18 protein-coding genes are annotated in these 17,371 nt (G+C 45.0%); 15 read left to right on the top strand and 3 right to left on the bottom strand.

Annotated features, from left to right (window positions below; all coding sequences use genetic code 11):
- The first annotated feature begins 202 nt into the window (after positions 1 to 202).
- The 12 genes from RT034_RS01130 (at position 203) to RT034_RS01075 (ending at position 11,937) form a co-directional block, all read left to right on the top strand.
- The gene (locus tag RT034_RS01130) at positions 203 to 2,185 is read left to right on the top strand and encodes a propionate--CoA ligase (RefSeq protein WP_313012652.1); all 1,983 of its coding nucleotides are present in this window, start codon (positions 203 to 205) and stop codon (positions 2,183 to 2,185) included.
- Positions 2,186 to 2,252: 67 nt separating this feature from the next.
- Entirely contained in the window at positions 2,253 to 2,861 is a 609-nt protein-coding gene (locus tag RT034_RS01125; protein WP_313012650.1) for a PAS domain-containing protein, read from the top strand.
- Between the two features lie 106 nt (positions 2,862 to 2,967).
- Positions 2,968 to 4,461, top strand: a complete 1,494-nt coding sequence (locus RT034_RS01120) for a CoA-acylating methylmalonate-semialdehyde dehydrogenase (protein WP_313012648.1) — start codon at positions 2,968 to 2,970, stop codon at positions 4,459 to 4,461.
- Between the two features lie 169 nt (positions 4,462 to 4,630).
- Positions 4,631 to 5,791 (top strand): acyl-CoA dehydrogenase family protein, encoded by a 1,161-nt coding sequence (locus tag RT034_RS01115; protein WP_313012646.1) that lies wholly within the window; start codon positions 4,631 to 4,633, stop codon positions 5,789 to 5,791.
- A gap of 83 nt (positions 5,792 to 5,874) precedes the next feature.
- Entirely contained in the window at positions 5,875 to 6,087 is a 213-nt protein-coding gene (locus RT034_RS01110) for a hypothetical protein (protein WP_219298657.1), read from the top strand.
- Between the two features lie 128 nt (positions 6,088 to 6,215).
- The gene (locus RT034_RS01105; protein WP_219298656.1) at positions 6,216 to 6,410 is read left to right on the top strand and encodes a hypothetical protein; all 195 of its coding nucleotides are present in this window, start codon (positions 6,216 to 6,218) and stop codon (positions 6,408 to 6,410) included.
- A gap of 4 nt (positions 6,411 to 6,414) precedes the next feature.
- Positions 6,415 to 7,191 carry a hypothetical protein gene (locus RT034_RS01100; RefSeq protein WP_219298655.1) on the top strand — a complete coding sequence of 259 codons (777 nt, stop codon included), beginning with the start codon at positions 6,415 to 6,417 and terminating at the stop codon, positions 7,189 to 7,191.
- Positions 7,192 to 7,217: 26 nt separating this feature from the next.
- Positions 7,218 to 7,991: an enoyl-CoA hydratase gene (locus tag RT034_RS01095; RefSeq protein WP_313012639.1), complete on the top strand. Its 774-nt coding sequence runs from the start codon at positions 7,218 to 7,220 to the stop codon at positions 7,989 to 7,991.
- A 6-nt stretch (positions 7,992 to 7,997) separates the two neighbouring features.
- Positions 7,998 to 8,825: a GIY-YIG nuclease family protein gene (locus RT034_RS01090; RefSeq protein WP_313012636.1), complete on the top strand. Its 828-nt coding sequence runs from the start codon at positions 7,998 to 8,000 to the stop codon at positions 8,823 to 8,825.
- 11 nt (positions 8,826 to 8,836) lie between these two features.
- A complete protein-coding gene (locus tag RT034_RS01085) occupies positions 8,837 to 10,036 on the top strand; it encodes an enoyl-CoA hydratase/isomerase family protein (RefSeq protein WP_313012635.1) in 1,200 nt (399 codons plus the stop codon).
- Positions 10,037 to 10,070: 34 nt separating this feature from the next.
- Positions 10,071 to 10,997, top strand: coding sequence for a 3-hydroxyisobutyrate dehydrogenase (gene mmsB, locus RT034_RS01080; RefSeq protein WP_313012632.1), 927 nt, complete (start codon positions 10,071 to 10,073; stop codon positions 10,995 to 10,997).
- A 121-nt stretch (positions 10,998 to 11,118) separates the two neighbouring features.
- Positions 11,119 to 11,937 carry a Cof-type HAD-IIB family hydrolase gene (locus tag RT034_RS01075; protein WP_313012629.1) on the top strand — a complete coding sequence of 273 codons (819 nt, stop codon included), beginning with the start codon at positions 11,119 to 11,121 and terminating at the stop codon, positions 11,935 to 11,937.
- Positions 11,938 to 12,037: 100 nt separating this feature from the next.
- Here the strand turns inward: RT034_RS01075 and RT034_RS01070 are convergent, their stop codons facing one another.
- Positions 12,038 to 12,793, bottom strand: a complete 756-nt coding sequence (locus RT034_RS01070) for an IclR family transcriptional regulator (protein WP_313012624.1) — start codon at positions 12,791 to 12,793, stop codon at positions 12,038 to 12,040.
- 285 nt (positions 12,794 to 13,078) lie between these two features.
- On the opposite strand from RT034_RS01070, the gene xthA reads away from it, so the two are divergent.
- Genes xthA through RT034_RS01055 form a run of 3 tightly spaced genes read left to right on the top strand, consistent with a single transcriptional unit; the run spans position 13,079 to position 15,349 of the window.
- On the top strand, positions 13,079 to 13,891 hold the full coding sequence (gene xthA / locus RT034_RS01065; protein WP_062330230.1) for an exodeoxyribonuclease III: 813 nt from the start codon (positions 13,079 to 13,081) through the stop codon (positions 13,889 to 13,891).
- A gap of 29 nt (positions 13,892 to 13,920) precedes the next feature.
- The gene (gene argJ / locus RT034_RS01060; RefSeq protein ID WP_313012619.1) at positions 13,921 to 15,135 is read left to right on the top strand and encodes a bifunctional glutamate N-acetyltransferase/amino-acid acetyltransferase ArgJ; all 1,215 of its coding nucleotides are present in this window, start codon (positions 13,921 to 13,923) and stop codon (positions 15,133 to 15,135) included.
- A gap of 31 nt (positions 15,136 to 15,166) precedes the next feature.
- Positions 15,167 to 15,349: an NF038104 family lipoprotein gene (locus RT034_RS01055; protein ID WP_076775972.1), complete on the top strand. Its 183-nt coding sequence runs from the start codon at positions 15,167 to 15,169 to the stop codon at positions 15,347 to 15,349.
- Positions 15,350 to 15,418: 69 nt separating this feature from the next.
- Here the strand turns inward: RT034_RS01055 and RT034_RS01050 are convergent, their stop codons facing one another.
- Together RT034_RS01050 and RT034_RS01045 are read right to left on the bottom strand one after the other, a co-directional pair.
- A complete protein-coding gene (locus RT034_RS01050; RefSeq protein ID WP_313012613.1) occupies positions 15,419 to 16,195 on the bottom strand; it encodes a TrmH family RNA methyltransferase in 777 nt (258 codons plus the stop codon).
- Positions 16,195 to 17,172, bottom strand: a complete 978-nt coding sequence (locus RT034_RS01045) for a class 1 fructose-bisphosphatase (RefSeq protein WP_313012609.1) — start codon at positions 17,170 to 17,172, stop codon at positions 16,195 to 16,197. The genes RT034_RS01050 and RT034_RS01045 overlap by 1 nt, the downstream gene beginning before the upstream one ends.
- Positions 17,173 to 17,371 lie beyond the last annotated feature (199 nt).

Below are 17,371 nucleotides of genomic sequence, written 5' to 3'. Positions count from 1 at the left end.
TTGACGTTAGCAAGTCTATTTGCTATATTCAAAAACGATACAAAACGTATCATTTGAATTTATGAAGTGGATTCAAGGAGTGAATTCAAAGAATGAATACAATGATAGGCTTTGCTAAACAATGAAATGTTTTGCCAACCTCTGAAAACCAAACCTGCAAGCGACTTTCACCATCCGTTAAGATTCTAGCTAAGGACAGCCAATGAATTTCTCTGACTTATACAATCAATCCATCAACGACAAACAAGCCTTTTGGGGCGAGCAAGCCAAGCGGATCTATTGGCATCAACAACCTACCCAAATCTTAGATGATAGTAAGCTGCCCTTTGCCAAATGGTTTGTCGGTGGGGAAACCAATTTGTGTTACAACATGGTCGATCGCCATCTTGAAAACCGGGCAGAGCAAGATGCCTTTGTATGGGTCTCTACCGAAATCAATGCTGAAATGATTGATAATTACCCCAATATTCAGAAAGCTTTTAAGGCACTCGGCAACCCTGTTGAACTGTATACCGACTATGCCAAACGCCGTTTAACTTACAACGATCTATACAAAGAAGTAAACTATTTTGCCGATGTGCTAAAACGTCATGGCATCGACAAAGGCGACCGTGTTGTCATCTATATGCCGATGATTTTGGAAGCAGCATATGCCATGCTCGCTTGTGTGCGTATCGGGGCGATTCATTCAGTGGTATTTGGCGGATTTGCCTCGCATAACCTTGCCGTGCGCATGGATGATGCCGAAGCCAAAATGGTGATTACGGTCGATGCAGGGCTGCGCGGTGGCAAGCTCATTAATTATAAAAACTTGGTCAATAAAGCAGTCGAAGAAGCCAAAGTCAAAACCAATGTGCTGGTGATTGACCGTGGCATTATGCCATATACAGCAGAGCCGCAGGACATCGACTATGCTACTGAGCGGGCGATAAGTGCCGACAACAATGCCAAAGTCGATTGTGTTTGGCTAGAGTCCAATGCGCCATCGTATCTATTATATACCTCGGGCACGACAGGCACACCCAAAGGCGTACAGCGTGATACAGGCGGTCATGCAGTAGCCCTTGCCACCGCGATGGATTTTGTCTATAACGGTAAGGCTGGCGAGACGTTTTGGGCGATTTCGGATATCGGTTGGGCAGTGGGTCACTCGTTTAGCATCTATGCCCCTTTACTGACAGGCATGACCAGTATCATATATGAAGGCTTGCCAACCACGCCAAACCCGGGGATTTGGTGGCGAATTGTCGAAGCCAATAAAGTCAATATTTTGTTAACTGCACCGACAGGCGTGCGGATGCTACGTAAACAAGACGAAATGTGGATGAGTCGTCACGATATCTCAAGCCTAAAATCATTCTTCTTGGCAGGTGAGCCACTCGATGAGCCAACGGCCCAGTGGCTAACAGGTCACATGGGAGTGCCAATCATTGACCACTATTGGCAAACTGAGTCGGGCTGGCCCATCCTCAGCCATGCCCCAAAATTTGCAGGCAATCCCGACCACAAGCCACACAAACAAGGCACACCCGGCTATCCGATGTTTGGATTTGACGCCAAAGTCATCAATGAAACCACAGGCGAACCCTGCCAAGCCAATGAAAAAGGCATGCTGGTGTTAACCGCACCTTTACCACCCGGTTGTTTGGCTACCGTTTGGCGAAATGACGAGCGTTTTATCAATGGCTATTTTTCATTATTTGATGGCAAACAATACGCAACATCAGACTATGCGGTAATGGATGAATACGGCTACTACTATATTTTAGGGCGAACCGATGATGTCATCAATGTGGCAGGTCACCGTTTGGGTACCAAGGAAATCGAGGAGGCTATCGGTCATCACCCCGAAGTCGCCGAATCAGCGGTTGTTGGCATCCATGACGAGCTTAAAGGAGAGCTACCCATTGCCTTTTGTATCCTAAAAAATCATGACTTAGTAGCAGAAACCGAAAACCGTTTCCGCATTGAGCAGCAAATTGTGGGTGAAGTCGCAAGACAGTTGGGCGCCCTTGCTAAACCTGCGGCTATTTATTTTCCCAAAGCTTTACCCAAAACCCGCTCAGGCAAAATCTTACGCCGTTCTATCAAGGCACTGGCGGAAGGCAAAGAAACAGGCGATATGAGTACGCTGGATGACCCAACTGCGATTGAAGCAGTCAGACAAGCGATGGCGGAATATTAATATTAATGGCAATCAATAAGTTGTCCACCAATAAGTTGTCAGGGCTTAAAAATCAGGGGTGATTGTGATGGAAAATTATGCCTTACTGGCTTTTAGGCACGCGCCCACGCCGATAGTGGTATTAAGCTATCGGCGTATCAAAGCGCTCAACGATGCCTTTGCCAATTTGTTCGGTTATGCGCACGATGAGCTACTCAATCAATCGATGCAAAAATTGTTTCCCAGTGTCGAAGATTTTGAAAAAATTGGCAAAGAAGCATTAACAGGTTTGGGATTACAGACCAACATGCATTACTGTGATGAGCGCTTTATGCGTCACAAAACAGGGGAGATATTTTGGGCAACCACCCACGGACGCACCTTAACCCCAGATGACCCCTTCAAACTGGCAATTTGGCATTTTGAAAAAAAACCGCAAGTATCGTCCGAATCGCAGCTCACCGCACGTGAAGCCCAAATCGCGCAGTATGTGGTCAATGGCTATACCTGTAAAGAGATTGGTAAGTTGCTTGGTTTATCCCCCAGAACCATTGAAGTGCATAAAGCCAACTTAATGAAAAAACTGGGCGCTCGCAGCAAAGGTGAGCTAGCCTCAAAAATTATTGTCATTAATCCTATGGCAGCCGCCCAGCAAAACCACTCTAGCAAAACTACTCCAGAAAAACTACTTAAGTAATTAAGTATTATTGACAGTATCTCCCAACTCATTCACACTGTTTTGCAACGCGTTTAACGCTATCAAACGCTATACACCCAACACGGTAAAAACAAGGATTGTTACGATGACTACCCAAACTGTAAAACAACTCATCAACGGCGAATTTGTCGAATCAACCACCGAGCAATGGATTGACTTGACCAACCCAGCTACCCAAGAAGTGATTGCCAAAGTACCCCAAACTACTAGCGATGAAATCAACCAAGCCGTCGCGGCGGCGGCAGAAGCATTCAAAACCTGGCGCAAAACCCCAATCAACACCCGCTCACGCATCTTCTTAAAATACCAACAACTCATTCGTGACAACATGGACGAGCTTGCCGCCATGCTCACCGAAGAACAAGGCAAAACCCTAGCAGACGCTAAAGGCGATGTGTTCCGTGGTCTTGAAGTCGTCGAACATGCATCAGGCATTGGCAACCTGCAACAAGGCGCATTTATCGAAAACGTGGCGACTGGCGTGGATATGTATAATATTCAGCAACCACTTGGCGTTTGTGCAGGTATTACCCCGTTTAACTTCCCCGCCATGATTCCACTGTGGATGTTCCCAATGGCGATTGCCACCGGTAACACCTTCGTATTAAAACCATCAGAACAAAACCCGATGGTCACCATGCGATTGGTAGAGCTGGCGTTAGAGGCGGGAATTCCAAAAGGCGTATTAAACGTGGTGCATGGCGGCAAAGACACCGTTGATGCCATCTGTGACCACCCAGATATCAAAGCCATCTCATTTGTGGGTTCTACTGCAGTCGGTACACACGTCTATAACCGTGCAAGTCAAGCAGGCAAACGCGTGCAATGTATGATGGGGGCTAAAAACCATGCAGTCATCCTACCAGATGCCGATAAAGAACAATGTCTTAACCAACTAGCCGGTGCTGCATTTGGGGCAGCAGGTCAGCGCTGTATGGCGTTATCCGTGGTGATTTTAGTCGGTGAAGCCAAAAACTGGGTGGGTGACATCGTAGAACGTGCCAAAAAATTGGTAGTGGCAGCCGGCAAAGATGATAAAGACTTAGGACCTGTGATTTCACAAGCAGCCAAAGCGCGTGTTGAACGTCTAATCCAAGCGGGCGCAGATGAAGGCGCACAAGTCCTGCTAGATGGTCGTGGTATCAAGGTGGAAGGGTTTGAGAACGGTAATTTTGTCGGACCGACTATTTTAGATAATGTCACCACCGATATGACGTGCTATAAGGAAGAAATCTTTGGACCGGTGCTAGATATCATGTACGCCGATAGCCTAGATGAAGCGATTGCCATCATCAATGCCAATCCAAACGGTAATGGCACGGCTATCTTTACCCAATCAGGTGCGGCAGCCCATAAATTCCAACAAGACATCGATGTGGGTCAAGTCGGTATTAATTTACCCATTCCTGTGCCACTACCGATGTTCTCATTCACCGGTTCTCGCGCCAGTAAACTGGGTGACTTGGGTCCTTATGGCAAGCAAGCGGTACAGTTTTATACCCAAACCAAAACCGTCACCGCCCGTTGGTTTGATGATGAAGCCAGTAAAGGCGTTAATACCACGATTTCATTAAAATAAATAGACGTTAATAATTAATATTTCGTGATTAAGACTGATTGAATTGGGCTATCAGGTTAAAAACGTTATAGCCAATATAGCCAAGCGTCGCGATTTTGCATTAAGTTAAAGCAACGCTTGGCAATGACTGATGGCATGGATGTAATTTAGCCATAAAAAGGAATTTACCATGAATTTTTCTCTTACCGAAGACCAACAAGCCTTTGCCGATTTGGCTGCCCAATTTGCCGCCAAATCGCTTGCCCCCAACGCTGCCGAATGGGATGCCACAGGCTATTTTCCCAAAGAGGTGTTCAAAGCCGCAGGGGAACTGGGCTTTATGGGGCTTTACAGCAACCCTGATTTTGGCGGACTGGGCTTGCCGCGCCTTGATGCGGCGATTATTTTTGAAAAACTGGCGTATGGCGATACGTCAACCGCTGCATTCATGACCATTCACAACATGGTCGCTTGGATGATTGGCGAGTTTGCCAAACCCGAGGTTGCCGAAAAATACTTGCCTGAATTATTAGCGGGCGAAAAATTGGGTAGCTACTGTTTGACAGAGCCCAATGCTGGCTCAGATGCGGGTTCATTAAAAACCAAAGCGGTCAAACAAGGCAACTATTACCACATTACTGGGCAAAAAATGTTTATCTCTGGGGCAGGGGCGACTGATGTGCTTGTGGTGATGGCACGCACCTCGGACAACGGGGCAAAAGGCGTGTCTGCCTTTATCGTCGATGCCAACAGCGATGGCATCAGCTACGGCAAAAATGAACATAAAATGGGTTGGAAAAACCAACCGACTGCAGCGGTACATTTTACCGATGTCAAAGTCCCTGCCGAAAATCTACTGGGGGAAGAAGGACAGGGCTTTACCTTTGCCATGAAAGGCTTGGACGGTGGGCGTATCAATATCGCCACTTGCGCGGTGGGTACGGCTCAAGCTGCCCTTGACCGTGCTGTGCAGTATGTACAGGAGCGTAGCCAGTTTGGCAAAACCCTTGATCAATTCCAAAACGTGCAGTTTAAACTTGCCGATATGCTCACCCATTTGGTGTCGGCTCGGCAGATGGTGCGATTGGCGGCGTATCATTTGGATAGCAAATCGCCCGATGCCACGGCGTATTGTGCGATGGCAAAACGCCTTGCCACGGATTTGAGTTTTGATATCGCCAACCAAGCGCTGCAGCTACATGGGGGCTATGGCTATCTACAAGAATATCCGCTAGAGCGTCATGTGCGCGATTTGCGCGTTCATCAAATCCTAGAAGGCACCAACGAAGTCATGCGAATGATTGTGTCTCGCAAAATGATGGAAGATGGGGCGTTGGCAAGATTGCAATAAGCCTACATTATAAAAAGCTAAATTGAAAATTTGCCATAAAACTTTGCTATGATTAACGTTTAACCATAGCAAAGGGCAAAAATATGAGTCAGCAAGTTTACGAAATCACTTCTATCCGCACCAACAATTTTACCGATGTCGAAGTGATGAAAAAGTTTGGCGAACTATGGCAAAGTACGATTTTGCAAGGTCATGGATTATCGGTGTTATATGGTGTCTATCACGATTTTGACTCAAATTACCAAGGTGATTACACCTGTAGCACCGCAAGTGAAATGCCGAATATGGGTAGGTAGTGGTTTGAAAAGTATGCTCAAAGAAAATCGTTCGCCCTGAGCTTGTCGAAGGGTAGCGATTTTCCTATGGTTCGACAAGCTCACCACGAACGGAAAATCGTATCAGCATACTTTTTAAACCGCTACCTATGGGTAAAGTCATTGAATTGCCCGATACGCCTTATCAAGTGTTCAAATGTACTCGCTTAGACATTCCACAAACTTGGGTAAAAATTTGGCAAATGGAAGACTCGGGCGAACTAAATCGTGCTTACCAACTGGATTATGAAAAATATTTGCTGGATGGCACGGTTGAAATTCATATTGGTATAGAAGAGGGATAACAAAATGGATGTAAATTATCAATTTGAATGCTTATCGCAGTCATTGAGAATGCAATTGGAACAAATCAATAAATATCCAGAGCTTGTGAAAGTTGATGAACATGAAGCAATTTTTAATGTTGAGATTATAGTTAAAAGTGTTTTAGATTGCTTCCATAATGTATTTGATGCAATTCAAACTCTCTCAAATAAGACAATTGATTTTTATCAGTATCCCGAGTTGCATTTGATTATTCAAGTAAGAAATGCAAGACATCATAATGATACCTTAACAAGTATTTTTTTCGAAAATGACGAAGTGTTTTTTGTAGATTTTTCATTTGAGGAAGATAGCTTACCATGCTTAATTTATCCATTAAAATGGCAGGATATAATTAACAAATTAAGTTCTAATAAAAAAAGTCTTCCAAAGTACCCAGATATTAGGAATTTTATTCAAGCAGATGATTTTGAGAAACATGCTAAATTGAATGGATATGTTGACGATAAAATTTATATAAACATCATACCCTTAATGTTGCAAGCAGGTAGAAAACTCGTAGAATTGTGCAAAAGTTATATACCTAACGAATTAGAAAGCGATGAAGCTAAGTTTTTTTTGAATCATTTTGAATCATTACCAGCTACAGTAGAGCCGAAAATCAGATACCCATACAATAAAGAAAAATATGCAGAAGATATTGAAAAAATCATTCAAATAACTGAAGAGATAAGCAGAATAATTTTTAATGGACAGTCAAACCCATACCTAGAAGAAATAAAATATAAACCTTTTAATTAATCAACTTCAAAGCAAGGAAGCAAAAAATGAATTACACCAATTTAAACCTAAAAATCGAAAACCATATTGCCGTTTTAACCCTAAACAATCCCCCTGCCCATACGTGGACAAAGGACAGCTTAGCCAGTTTAAAGCAGCTCATTAGCGACTTAAACGCCAACAAACAAGTCACCGCCTTGGTGATGCATGGCGATGGCGAAAAGTTCTTTAGTGCAGGGGCGGATTTGAACAGCTTTGCCAGTGGTGACAAAGGACAAGCCGCGGAGATGGCGATTGCATTTGGCGAAGCGTTTGAAGCGTTATCAAGCTTCCGTGGCGTGTCGATAGCCTGTATCAACGGCTATGCGATGGGCGGCGGTCTTGAGTGTGCGTTGGCGTGTGATATCCGCATTGCTGAGAGCCATGCCCAAATGGCACTTCCTGAGCTATCTGTTGGTTTGTTGCCATGTGCAGGCGGTACGCAAAACTTGCCGTGGCTAGTGGGTGAAGGCTGGGCAAAACGGATGATTTTATGCGGTGAGCGTATCAAGGCAGATAAGGCGCTGCAAATTGGTTTGGTGGAAGAAGTCGTGGAAAGTGGCAAAGGGTTAGAAACGGCTTTAGAATTGGCTCAAAAAGTGGCGAAGCAATCCCCCGATGCGATTGCGTCGAGTAAAACCTTGATTATGTCGGCACGTTATCAGCCACCAAGTTTTAACTGGATAAAGGAACGTGAGTTGTTTATCAAGCTATTTGATGGCGAAAACCAACAAGAAGGCGTCAATGCGTTCTTAGAAAAACGCTCTGCGGTTTGGAAATAATATTTAATGAATGCGTTTCACTTATTGCAAATATTGCTCCCTGATTTGACGCCTAAAAATAGTAAACTGCATTTCGCAATAACTAATGGGAAAGAAAATCCGCTTGATGTTTATTATCAAGGGGATTTTCAAGAATGGCAACGCCAACAGCTTAAACGTAATTTTGACCGAAAGTATGTGGTTAGTTTTATCGCAATGCCAACGCCAAATTTATGGTTATTTGCAGGCGTACATTTATCTGACATACCTACGCAAAGAGAAGATTGCATTTATTATCCGCTAGTTGAAATACAAGAAACCAAAGAGCTAGACGGTAGATTAATTATTAGTTTTGATAAAAAAAATGTTGATAATAAATTCGTCCGCCAATCCTATTTACTTACAGAAAATTGGGTTGAAAAATTAAATGTAGCCGAAGTTTTAGCACAAGCATTAGACTTTGCAAAATTTCCAAGTTTTAAGTCGGTGCATATTAGTTTTTCTCAGTTAAAAACTATAGTTAAAAAATCTTTGTCCGATTGGCAGTCAGCATTATCATCAGTCGCAGGGGTTTATTTAATTGCTGATAAAAGCAGTGGCAAACTCTATGTAGGTAGTGCAACAGGTGAAGGGGGTATTTGGCAGCGTTGGGCTGAATACGCAACCAATTTACATGGTAATAATCGCCAATTAATTGAATTAAAAAAGCAATTTGGTGACGTGCCTTTTGAGAATTTTTACTTTTCGATTTTAGAAATAGCAGATACTCATAGCAGTGAAAATGAAATTTTAGTCAGAGAAAGCCACTGGAAGAATGTGCTGCTTACTCGACAATTTGGATATAACGATAATTAATGAGGAGTATTATGACAGACATCAGTCAAGACCAACCTGTAATATTTGAAACGATAGCCACCCACTGCGGTCATCACATCGGCACAATGACCCTAAACGACCCGAAATCCCTAAACGCCCTAAGCGTTGATATGTGCAAACTGATGGCAAATCAGCTCACCAAGTGGGCAACTGATGACAACATCGTCGCCATTTTGCTAAAGGGCAGTGGCGACAAAGCGTTCTGTGCAGGCGGTAATATCCGCAAACTGTATGACAGCATGATTGACACCCCGCCACAAGTGCCTATGCAGCAGCCCAATCCGTACGGGGTTGAATTCTTCGAAAACGAATACAGCCTATACCGGCAAATGCACTTTTACCCAAAACCGATTGTCTTGTGGGGTAACGGTATCGTCATGGGCGGTGGTATGGGCTTGATGGCGATGTGTAGCCATCGTATCGTCACCGAAACCACCCGTTTTGCCATGCCAGAGATTACCATCGGCTTATACCCTGATGCCACAGGTTCATGGTTTTTGGCGCGCATGCCTGCCAAAATTGGGCTGTTTTTGGGCTTGACAGGGGCGAACTGCAACGCCAACGATGCGATTTTCTCTAGCCTTGCTGAGTATGCTGTGGCAAGTAGCGAATACGACAAAGTGCTTGACGCGCTAAAACAAGCCAATTGGCAAGCTGACAACAATTTACATGATATCGCAAGCCATGCCTTAGCCAAAATTCATCATACCGAGCATTTAGCAGACAGTCATTTGATGAAGCATTTTAATACCATCCAAGCGCTAGTAAACAAAGGCTCAGTGCATGATATAGATGCAGCCTTGCGCAATGACAACTTCACCAAAGTCAACGGCGAAGCGGATAAATGGCTCGCCAAAGCGGTCGAGACTTATCAGCATGGTTGTCCCGTCAGCGCAGCATTGACGGTTGAGATGTTTAAACATGCCAGCAAATTATCGCTTGAGCAAGTGCTCTATATGGAGATGAATGCGTCGCTACATTGTGTCAATTACCCCGATTTTCGTGAGGGTGTACGCGCCTTACTGATTGATAAAGACAAATCGCCAAAATGGCGTAAAACCCTTGATGAATGCGATGCCAGCTATATCCAGTCACATCTTGCGTCAGCTTTCCCCAATAGCGAACATCCATTTGAGTCTTGGTTGGGTAGCGATTCGCTCTCAGCAAAATTAGCCAAACTTGCTGTATAAAGTTTACAAACACCACAACATACAAGGATTGTATATGCCAAATAATCAACAAACAGCCATTAAAAAAATTGCTTTTATCGGGCTTGGTAACATGGGCAAACCGATGGCAGAAAATCTTATCAAAAATGGCTTTGCCCTCAACGTATTTGACCTAAACACCGCCGTGCTAGACGACCTTGCCAAACAAGGGGCAAACGTGGCGACTTCACCTGTGGACGCAAGCAAAGAGGTGGATATGGTCATTACCATGTTACCTGCAGGTCAACATGTCAAAGATGTGTATCTGGGTAAAGACGGTAATCTAGGCTTGCTCGATGTGGTGGGTAAAAATACCTTGCTGGTGGATAGTAGCACCATCGCAGCGAGTGATGCGCGTGAAGTTGCCCAAGTCGCGGCAGAAAAAGGTATTCAGTTCATGGATGCGCCCGTATCAGGCGGTACGGCAGGGGCAGCAGCAGGGACACTCAGCTTTATCGTGGGCGGGCAAGCTGAGCAATTTGAGCAGGTCAAACCCGTTTTAGAGGCGATGGGAAAAAATATCTTTCACGCGGGCGAGGTCGGTGCAGGTCAAGTTGCCAAAATCTGTAATAACATGCTGCTTGGCGTGATTATGACAGGGACAGCCGAAGCCATGAATTTGGGCGCCAAAAACGGATTAGACCCAAAAGTATTAGCCAGTATTTTGTCAGCCAGCACCGGTCGTAACTGGGCGCTGGAAGTGTGTAATCCGCATCCCGATGTTGGCGACGCCATGCCATCAAGCCGTGGTTATACCGGTGGATTTATGAGTAAACTTATGCTCAAAGACATGAACCTTGCCAAACAAACAGCCAATGATACCAAGGTTATGACACCAATGGCAGACCAAGCGACGGCGCTTTACACCAAACATAGCGAGCAACATGGGGATAAAGATTTCTCAAGCATTATGGCGCATTATGATGCGAATGTTCTGCAATAAGTTTTGGCATTTAGTAAAAAGCTAGGATTTTTTCTGGCTTTTTTCTGGTCGTTAATTCAAAAGTTAACCCAAAAATAGGGTAGAATTAGCGTCAATCCCAATTTATCGCATTAGTTTTATTATGTCTAAGCCAACAGCACGCCCCAAAAAACCAAAAATTGTCTTTTTTGATATTGATGACACGTTGTACATCAAGCAGCAAGAAAGGGTGCCACAATCCGCGATTGAGGCACTCAAACAATTAAAGCAGCAAGGCATTATGGTTGCTATCGCTACGGGTCGGGGTCGTGCTGTTTTTCCCAAAGCTGTGTATGAGCTCATTGAAACCGTGGGTATCGATGTGCTGGTCACCATCAACGGTCAATGCAGTCATCACCAAGGTGAATTATTAGCGCATTATCCGATGACCACTGCGCAAATTAAACTCATTACCGATTATGTTGAATCAAACAATTTATCCTATGCCTACATGACCGATACGGAAATTATCGCGTTAGCGGAGGATGATGCGCTGTCAGAAGCGTTGAATTCACTTAAAATAGCTTACCGTACTGCCCGTCATGGTGACATTGATTTGTCGATACCTATTTATCAAGTTGTGGCATTTCATTCTGACAACACGCAGGTGAATTTTGAATTTCCCTCGACTTTAAAAATCATGCGCTGGCATAAAAACGGTATCGATATTCTAGATGCGACAGGCTCGAAAGCACGAGGAATTGCGCAGGCGCTCAATAAACTGGGGCTAGATTTTGAAGATGCGATGGCATTTGGCGATGGGGTGAATGATATCGAAATGTTACAGACCGTCGGCTTTGGCGTGGCGATGGGGAATGCTCATCCCGATGTGAAAGCGGCGGCTGACTATGTATGTCCAGCTGCGTGGGAAGATGGTATCTATCAAGGCTTACAACATTTGGGTTTGTTGCCACATTCGTGAGCCAGCAAATGATTAAGCCCCGCCATACTATATAAAATCTATCAACAAAATTGCTTTGAGCGTTTTAACTTTACCTTGTCAAAAGTGCCAAGGATAACCTTTAAATTTCCCCAAAAAACGCATCACGAATATCATCGGCAGCTTTTTGCATATCAGGTACAAACCCAATCAAGTCCTCGAGGGATTTGCGCGTTTTAGGTGCGGTTGTGTACAGTGAGCCGATGTAACGACCTTGGGTGTCATTGATTGCCACAGCAATTGAAACCGCTTGGGCGATATATTCTTCATCAGAAATTGCATATCGCTGCTTGGCTACCTGTTCAAGGCTTTGATTGAGCGCATCCCTATCGGTAATCGTGGCAGGGGTGATAGCGGTTAACGATAAATTTTTTAGCAGCGTCGCCCTATCGTCTTTTGTGAGCGTACTTAGGTAGATTTTACCAGCCGCCGTACACCAAATGGGTGCTTGCGAATCAGTGGGCATATACACTTGTAAGGCAGAAGGACAAGGTACGCGGTCGGTATATACCATGTTGACGTAATAAGGTACCGCCATGCCACAGGTTTCACCGATTTTATCCACCAGTCTTTGCAAAATCGCAAAGCGCTGAATCGCCACTTGCTGGCTTTGCCATAGATGAATCGCCATATGCCGCGTACGCGACGCAGGCACAATCGTACCATTGATATCGACCCGCACAAAGCCTTCCTCTTGCAGCTGCTGTATCAGTCGGTGCATGGTTGGTTTTGGAATATCCAAAATCTCAGACAAATCCAGCGGGGATAAAGGACGCTGCGCCGCAGACACGGCTTCGATGATTTTTAAAACACGGGTAATAGAAGAAACTCGAGCCATATATTGTCTTTTTAAGTCTAGGGTCAGCACGTCGCCAGAAAAATTTGAAAAAAATATTTTGCAAAGTTGGCAGTGATTAAAGTGCAAGGTTTTTTGATTATACCAAAATTTTTTTAAACTTCACCTGCTATTTGCGGGTTCATCATGCATAACCTCAGTGTTGCAGAGCCAATTTGCTTTCAAATTGAGCTTGCGGGCAATATCCGCTAATATAGTCGGCATTTAACGCTTAACCAAGCCACATTTATCAATACCAAGACATATTTATCAATTTGGGGAAAACACATGCCGCGTTTTGTCAGTTTTAATATCAATGGATTGCGGGCGCGCCCACACCAGCTTGAAGCCATTCGCGATATCATCGCGCCCGATGTCATTGGGCTACAAGAAACCAAAGTACATGATGACGCATTTCCGCTACAAAGCGTGCAGCAATTGGGCTATCATGTCGAGTTTTTTGGGCAAAAATCTCACTATGGCGTGGCGTTATTATCGCGACAAAAACCTATTTTTGTACAAAAAGGCTTTCCAACCGACAGCGACGATGCGCAGCGACGGTTTATCCATGCGCGCTATGATTTTAATGGCAAATATATTGATGTGCTCAATGGCTATTTTCCGCAAGGCGAAAATCGCAAGCATGAAACCAAATTTCCGATGAAGCGCAAATTTTATGCCGATTTAACGGCTTATATCTTGCAGCTTAAAGCAGAAAATCGCAGTATGATTTTGATGGGGGATATGAATATTGCGCCGCTTGATTTTGATATTGGCATTAGCGAGGATAGTGTCAAACGTTGGCTAAAAAATGGCACGTGCTCGTTTTTGCCAGAGGAGCGAGAGTGGTACCAAGCCCTGCTTGCGACAGATTTGCATGATACTTATCGGGCGTTATATGCCGACGGTCAAGCCCTGAGCTGGTTTGATTATCGCAGCAAGGGATTTGACGATGAGCCAAAGCGGGGGCTGCGGATTGACCATATTTTGATGACGCCTGATTTGGCGGATAAGCTCAACGGTGCAGGCGTCAGCTATGACTTGCGTGCCATGGAAAAACCCAGCGACCATGCCCCGATTTGGGCAGATTTTTTGGATTAATCAATTAAACAACAGTAAGGAGCGCTCTCATGCCAGTTGGCAATGTTGAACTTGTAAAATTAAACCCAGTGAAAGGGATAAAAATTGGCATCACCGAAGCCCATGTACGCTACGCAGGGCGCAAAGACTTAACGGTTTTTGACATCATAGCGGGCGCAAATACCGCGGTTGTCACCACGCAAAACCAATTTTGTGCCGCGCCTGTGCAGTTGTTGCGAGAATTTATCGCTAAAGACAGCCCCCGTTATTTGATTGTCAATACAGGCAACGCCAACGCTGCCACGGGTGAAGACGGTAAACAGCGTGCCAAAACAACTTGTGTGGCATTGGCAGAAAAAACCGGTGTCGCAGCCGAGCAAGTATTGCCTTATTCCACCGGGGTGATTGGGGAAACCTTGCCGGCGGATAAAATCATCGCGGGGTTAGACAGCGCCTTAGCCAATTTAACCGACGATAATTGGCTTGGCGCCGCCCACAGCATCATGACCACTGATACCACCCCAAAAGGGCATAGCGAACAAGTCACGATTGATGCCATCACCTATACCGTGACAGGTATCTCAAAAGGGGCAGGCATGATTCGCCCCAATATGGCGACCATGCTTGGCTTTGTGGCAACCGATGCCAACATTGAGAAATCATTGCTACAAAATATCTTGACCGACACGGTGAATCAGTCATTTAACCGCATCACGGTGGATGGCGATACCTCGACCAATGACTGCTGTACGTTGATTGCCACAGGACAAGTTGGGGAGGTGATTGACAGTGAAAATCACCCGCATTATCAAGCAATCTATGAGGCAATTAACAAGGTGATGATTCGAATCGCTCAATTGATTGTACGCGATGGTGAAGGGGCAACCAAATTTATCACGGTCAAAGTGACAGGCGGTGAAACCTCTGAAGAATGTGCCAAAATCGCGTATGAAGTGGCGCATTCACCGCTGGTAAAAACCGCATTTTTTGCCAGTGACCCAAATTGGGGGCGTATTTTGGCAGCAGTAGGCAAAGCGGGCGTGCTGCTCGACCAGTCAAAAGTGGCGGTATCACTCGATGATGTGCGTATCTGCGAGCGTGGCGGCTTGGCACATGACTATACCGAGGCGCGTGGCAGCGAGGTGATGAAGCGTCCAGAAATTACCATTCATATTGAATTGGGTCGCGGGCAGGCGAGTGATACCGTCTATACCTGTGATTTATCATACGAGTATGTCAAAATCAACGCCGATTATCGTTCTTAAAGTCAATCTTAAAGTCAATTAAAGGTAACGAATGAAAAAACTAACCACCCTGCTTTTTGTGCTGACCACCGCTGTTATCTTACAAGGGTGTGTACATAAAGTTGTCACTGTCCCTGTTAAAGTTGCCTATAAGACCACCAAAGGGGTGGTCAAAGGCACGGTAGCCGTCGCTAAAGCGGTAATACCAGGTGATAGTGACGACAAAAAAGACTAAACACAGGCTGTCTAGTCATTTATGTCACACTTATTTATTGATGGCATTGATGGCAATTATTTATGGCAATCATGCGTAGTGTCTTTGCCGTAACATTTCATACAGACACAGTGACCCTGCTATCGCCACATTTAGGCTTTCTTGACCATTGGGCTGGGGTAGGGCAATCGGGGCAGATTGACTAAGTAACCTCTCATCCACGCCTTGTCCTTCATGCCCCATAATTAAGGCTAACGGTTGTCTCAAATCGGTCTGATAAATAATATGATCGGTATGTGAGCTCGTGGCAAACATCGGCACTTTGACCTTCATCAAAATCTCATCTACGCTGATGCCTTCAAAAATCGTTAAACTAAAATTCGCCCCCATGCCCGCTCGCAAGGTTTTGGGCGACCACGCCGATGCTGTGCCCATCGTACAAATCACCGTCTTTATGCCCACGGCGGATGCGGTGCGAAATAGTGTGCCTAGATTGCCATTATCCTGCACGCCATTGATGATTAAGCAATCGCTGGTGATGGACTGATTAAAGTCTAAATGCGGCATGTCAATCATCGCCATGATGGGCAGGCTCTCGCCCAGCGTGCGAATCTCTTTATACAGATTATCGCTAACCGTTAACGTTTTTACCTGGTTAAGCCGACCGAGCAGGGCGTTGATTTCGTCATTGTGCAAACCACTTTCACTGACAATCACGGTCTCGGGCGTGAAGCTAGCATTGAGATAGCTTTCAAGCAAATGCGTGCCTTCAATCACGGTTTTGCCCAGTTTTTTACGCTGGCGCGACCCAGTGAGAAGGGCATGGGTAGTTTTAATAGTTGGGTTGTCTTTTGAAGTGATAAGCATTATTTGACTTCTTCATGCAACTTTTTAACATACTCCACTTCGTTTTTTGCCCCCAGCACCACAGGCACCCGCTGGTGGATACTGGTCGGCTCGATATCCAAAATACGATTGACTGCATCGGTACTCAAACCACCCGCTTGCTCAATCAGCAAGCTCATCGGATTGGCTTCATACATCAGACGAAGTTTACCCGGTTTATCAGGGTGTTTGGTGTCAAATGGATAGCTAAAAATCCCCCCACGGCACAAAATACGGTGAATATCGCCCACCATCGCCGCCACCCAGCGCATATTAAAGTCTTTACCACGCACGCCAGTTTTACCCGCCGTAAACTCGTCAATATAACGCTGCATCGGTGGCAACCAATAGCGATAGTTGGAGGCATTAATCGCATACTCTTTGGTATCTGCGCTGATTTGCACTTGGTCTTTGATTTGCACAAACGCTTTGGTATCTGGGTCAAGACTAAACATGGCGACACCCTTGCCAAGTGTTATTGACATCACAGTTGACGTGCCATACAAAATATAACCCGATGCCAACTGCGCAGTCCCTTTTTGCAAAAAGTCCTCATCCGTCGCAGGATGCCCTTGATTGTTGTAAGGTAAAATCGAGAAAATTGTACCGACTGCCATATTAATATCGATATTGGATGAGCCATCAAGCGGATCAAACAGTACCAACACGTCGCCATCTTGATTGGCAGGAGTGGCGTTATCTAATTCTTCCGAGGCCACACCCGCACAATGCGGATTGCTGCTCAAGGCGTCTAGCAACAAATCATTGGCAATGACATCGAGTTTTTTTTGCTCTTCGCCCTGCACGTTTTGGTTGCCCGCTTCGCCCAAAATATCCGCGAGCGCGCCGCGTTTGAGCAAGTCGCTGATTTGAATGCCGACTTTGGTAATTGTGGTAATGATGTCGGCAACAGCAGGTTGGGCGTTTTGCGCGGCAAGATAAGTTTCAAGATTTGACATAGTAGACCTTATTATAAAATTATAAATTAACAACCTAACCCAATCACCTACGATTAAGCAGGGTGAATTTAGACCTCATGAATTGAAAAAATATAGACAATTTGCCGCAAATTGTAGCACTTTTTGACCCGTCGTATCAGCGATAATCGCAAAATATTGGCGTATTTATTCCAGCCGATTTACGGTAAAATAGGCAAAA

It is taken from the genome of Moraxella sp. CTOTU48841 (assembly GCF_032061225.1).
In the GTDB taxonomy this organism is placed as follows: Bacteria; Pseudomonadota; Gammaproteobacteria; order Pseudomonadales; family Moraxellaceae; genus Faucicola; species Faucicola cinerea.
This window is presented reverse-complemented; position numbering and strand designations above follow the sequence as displayed.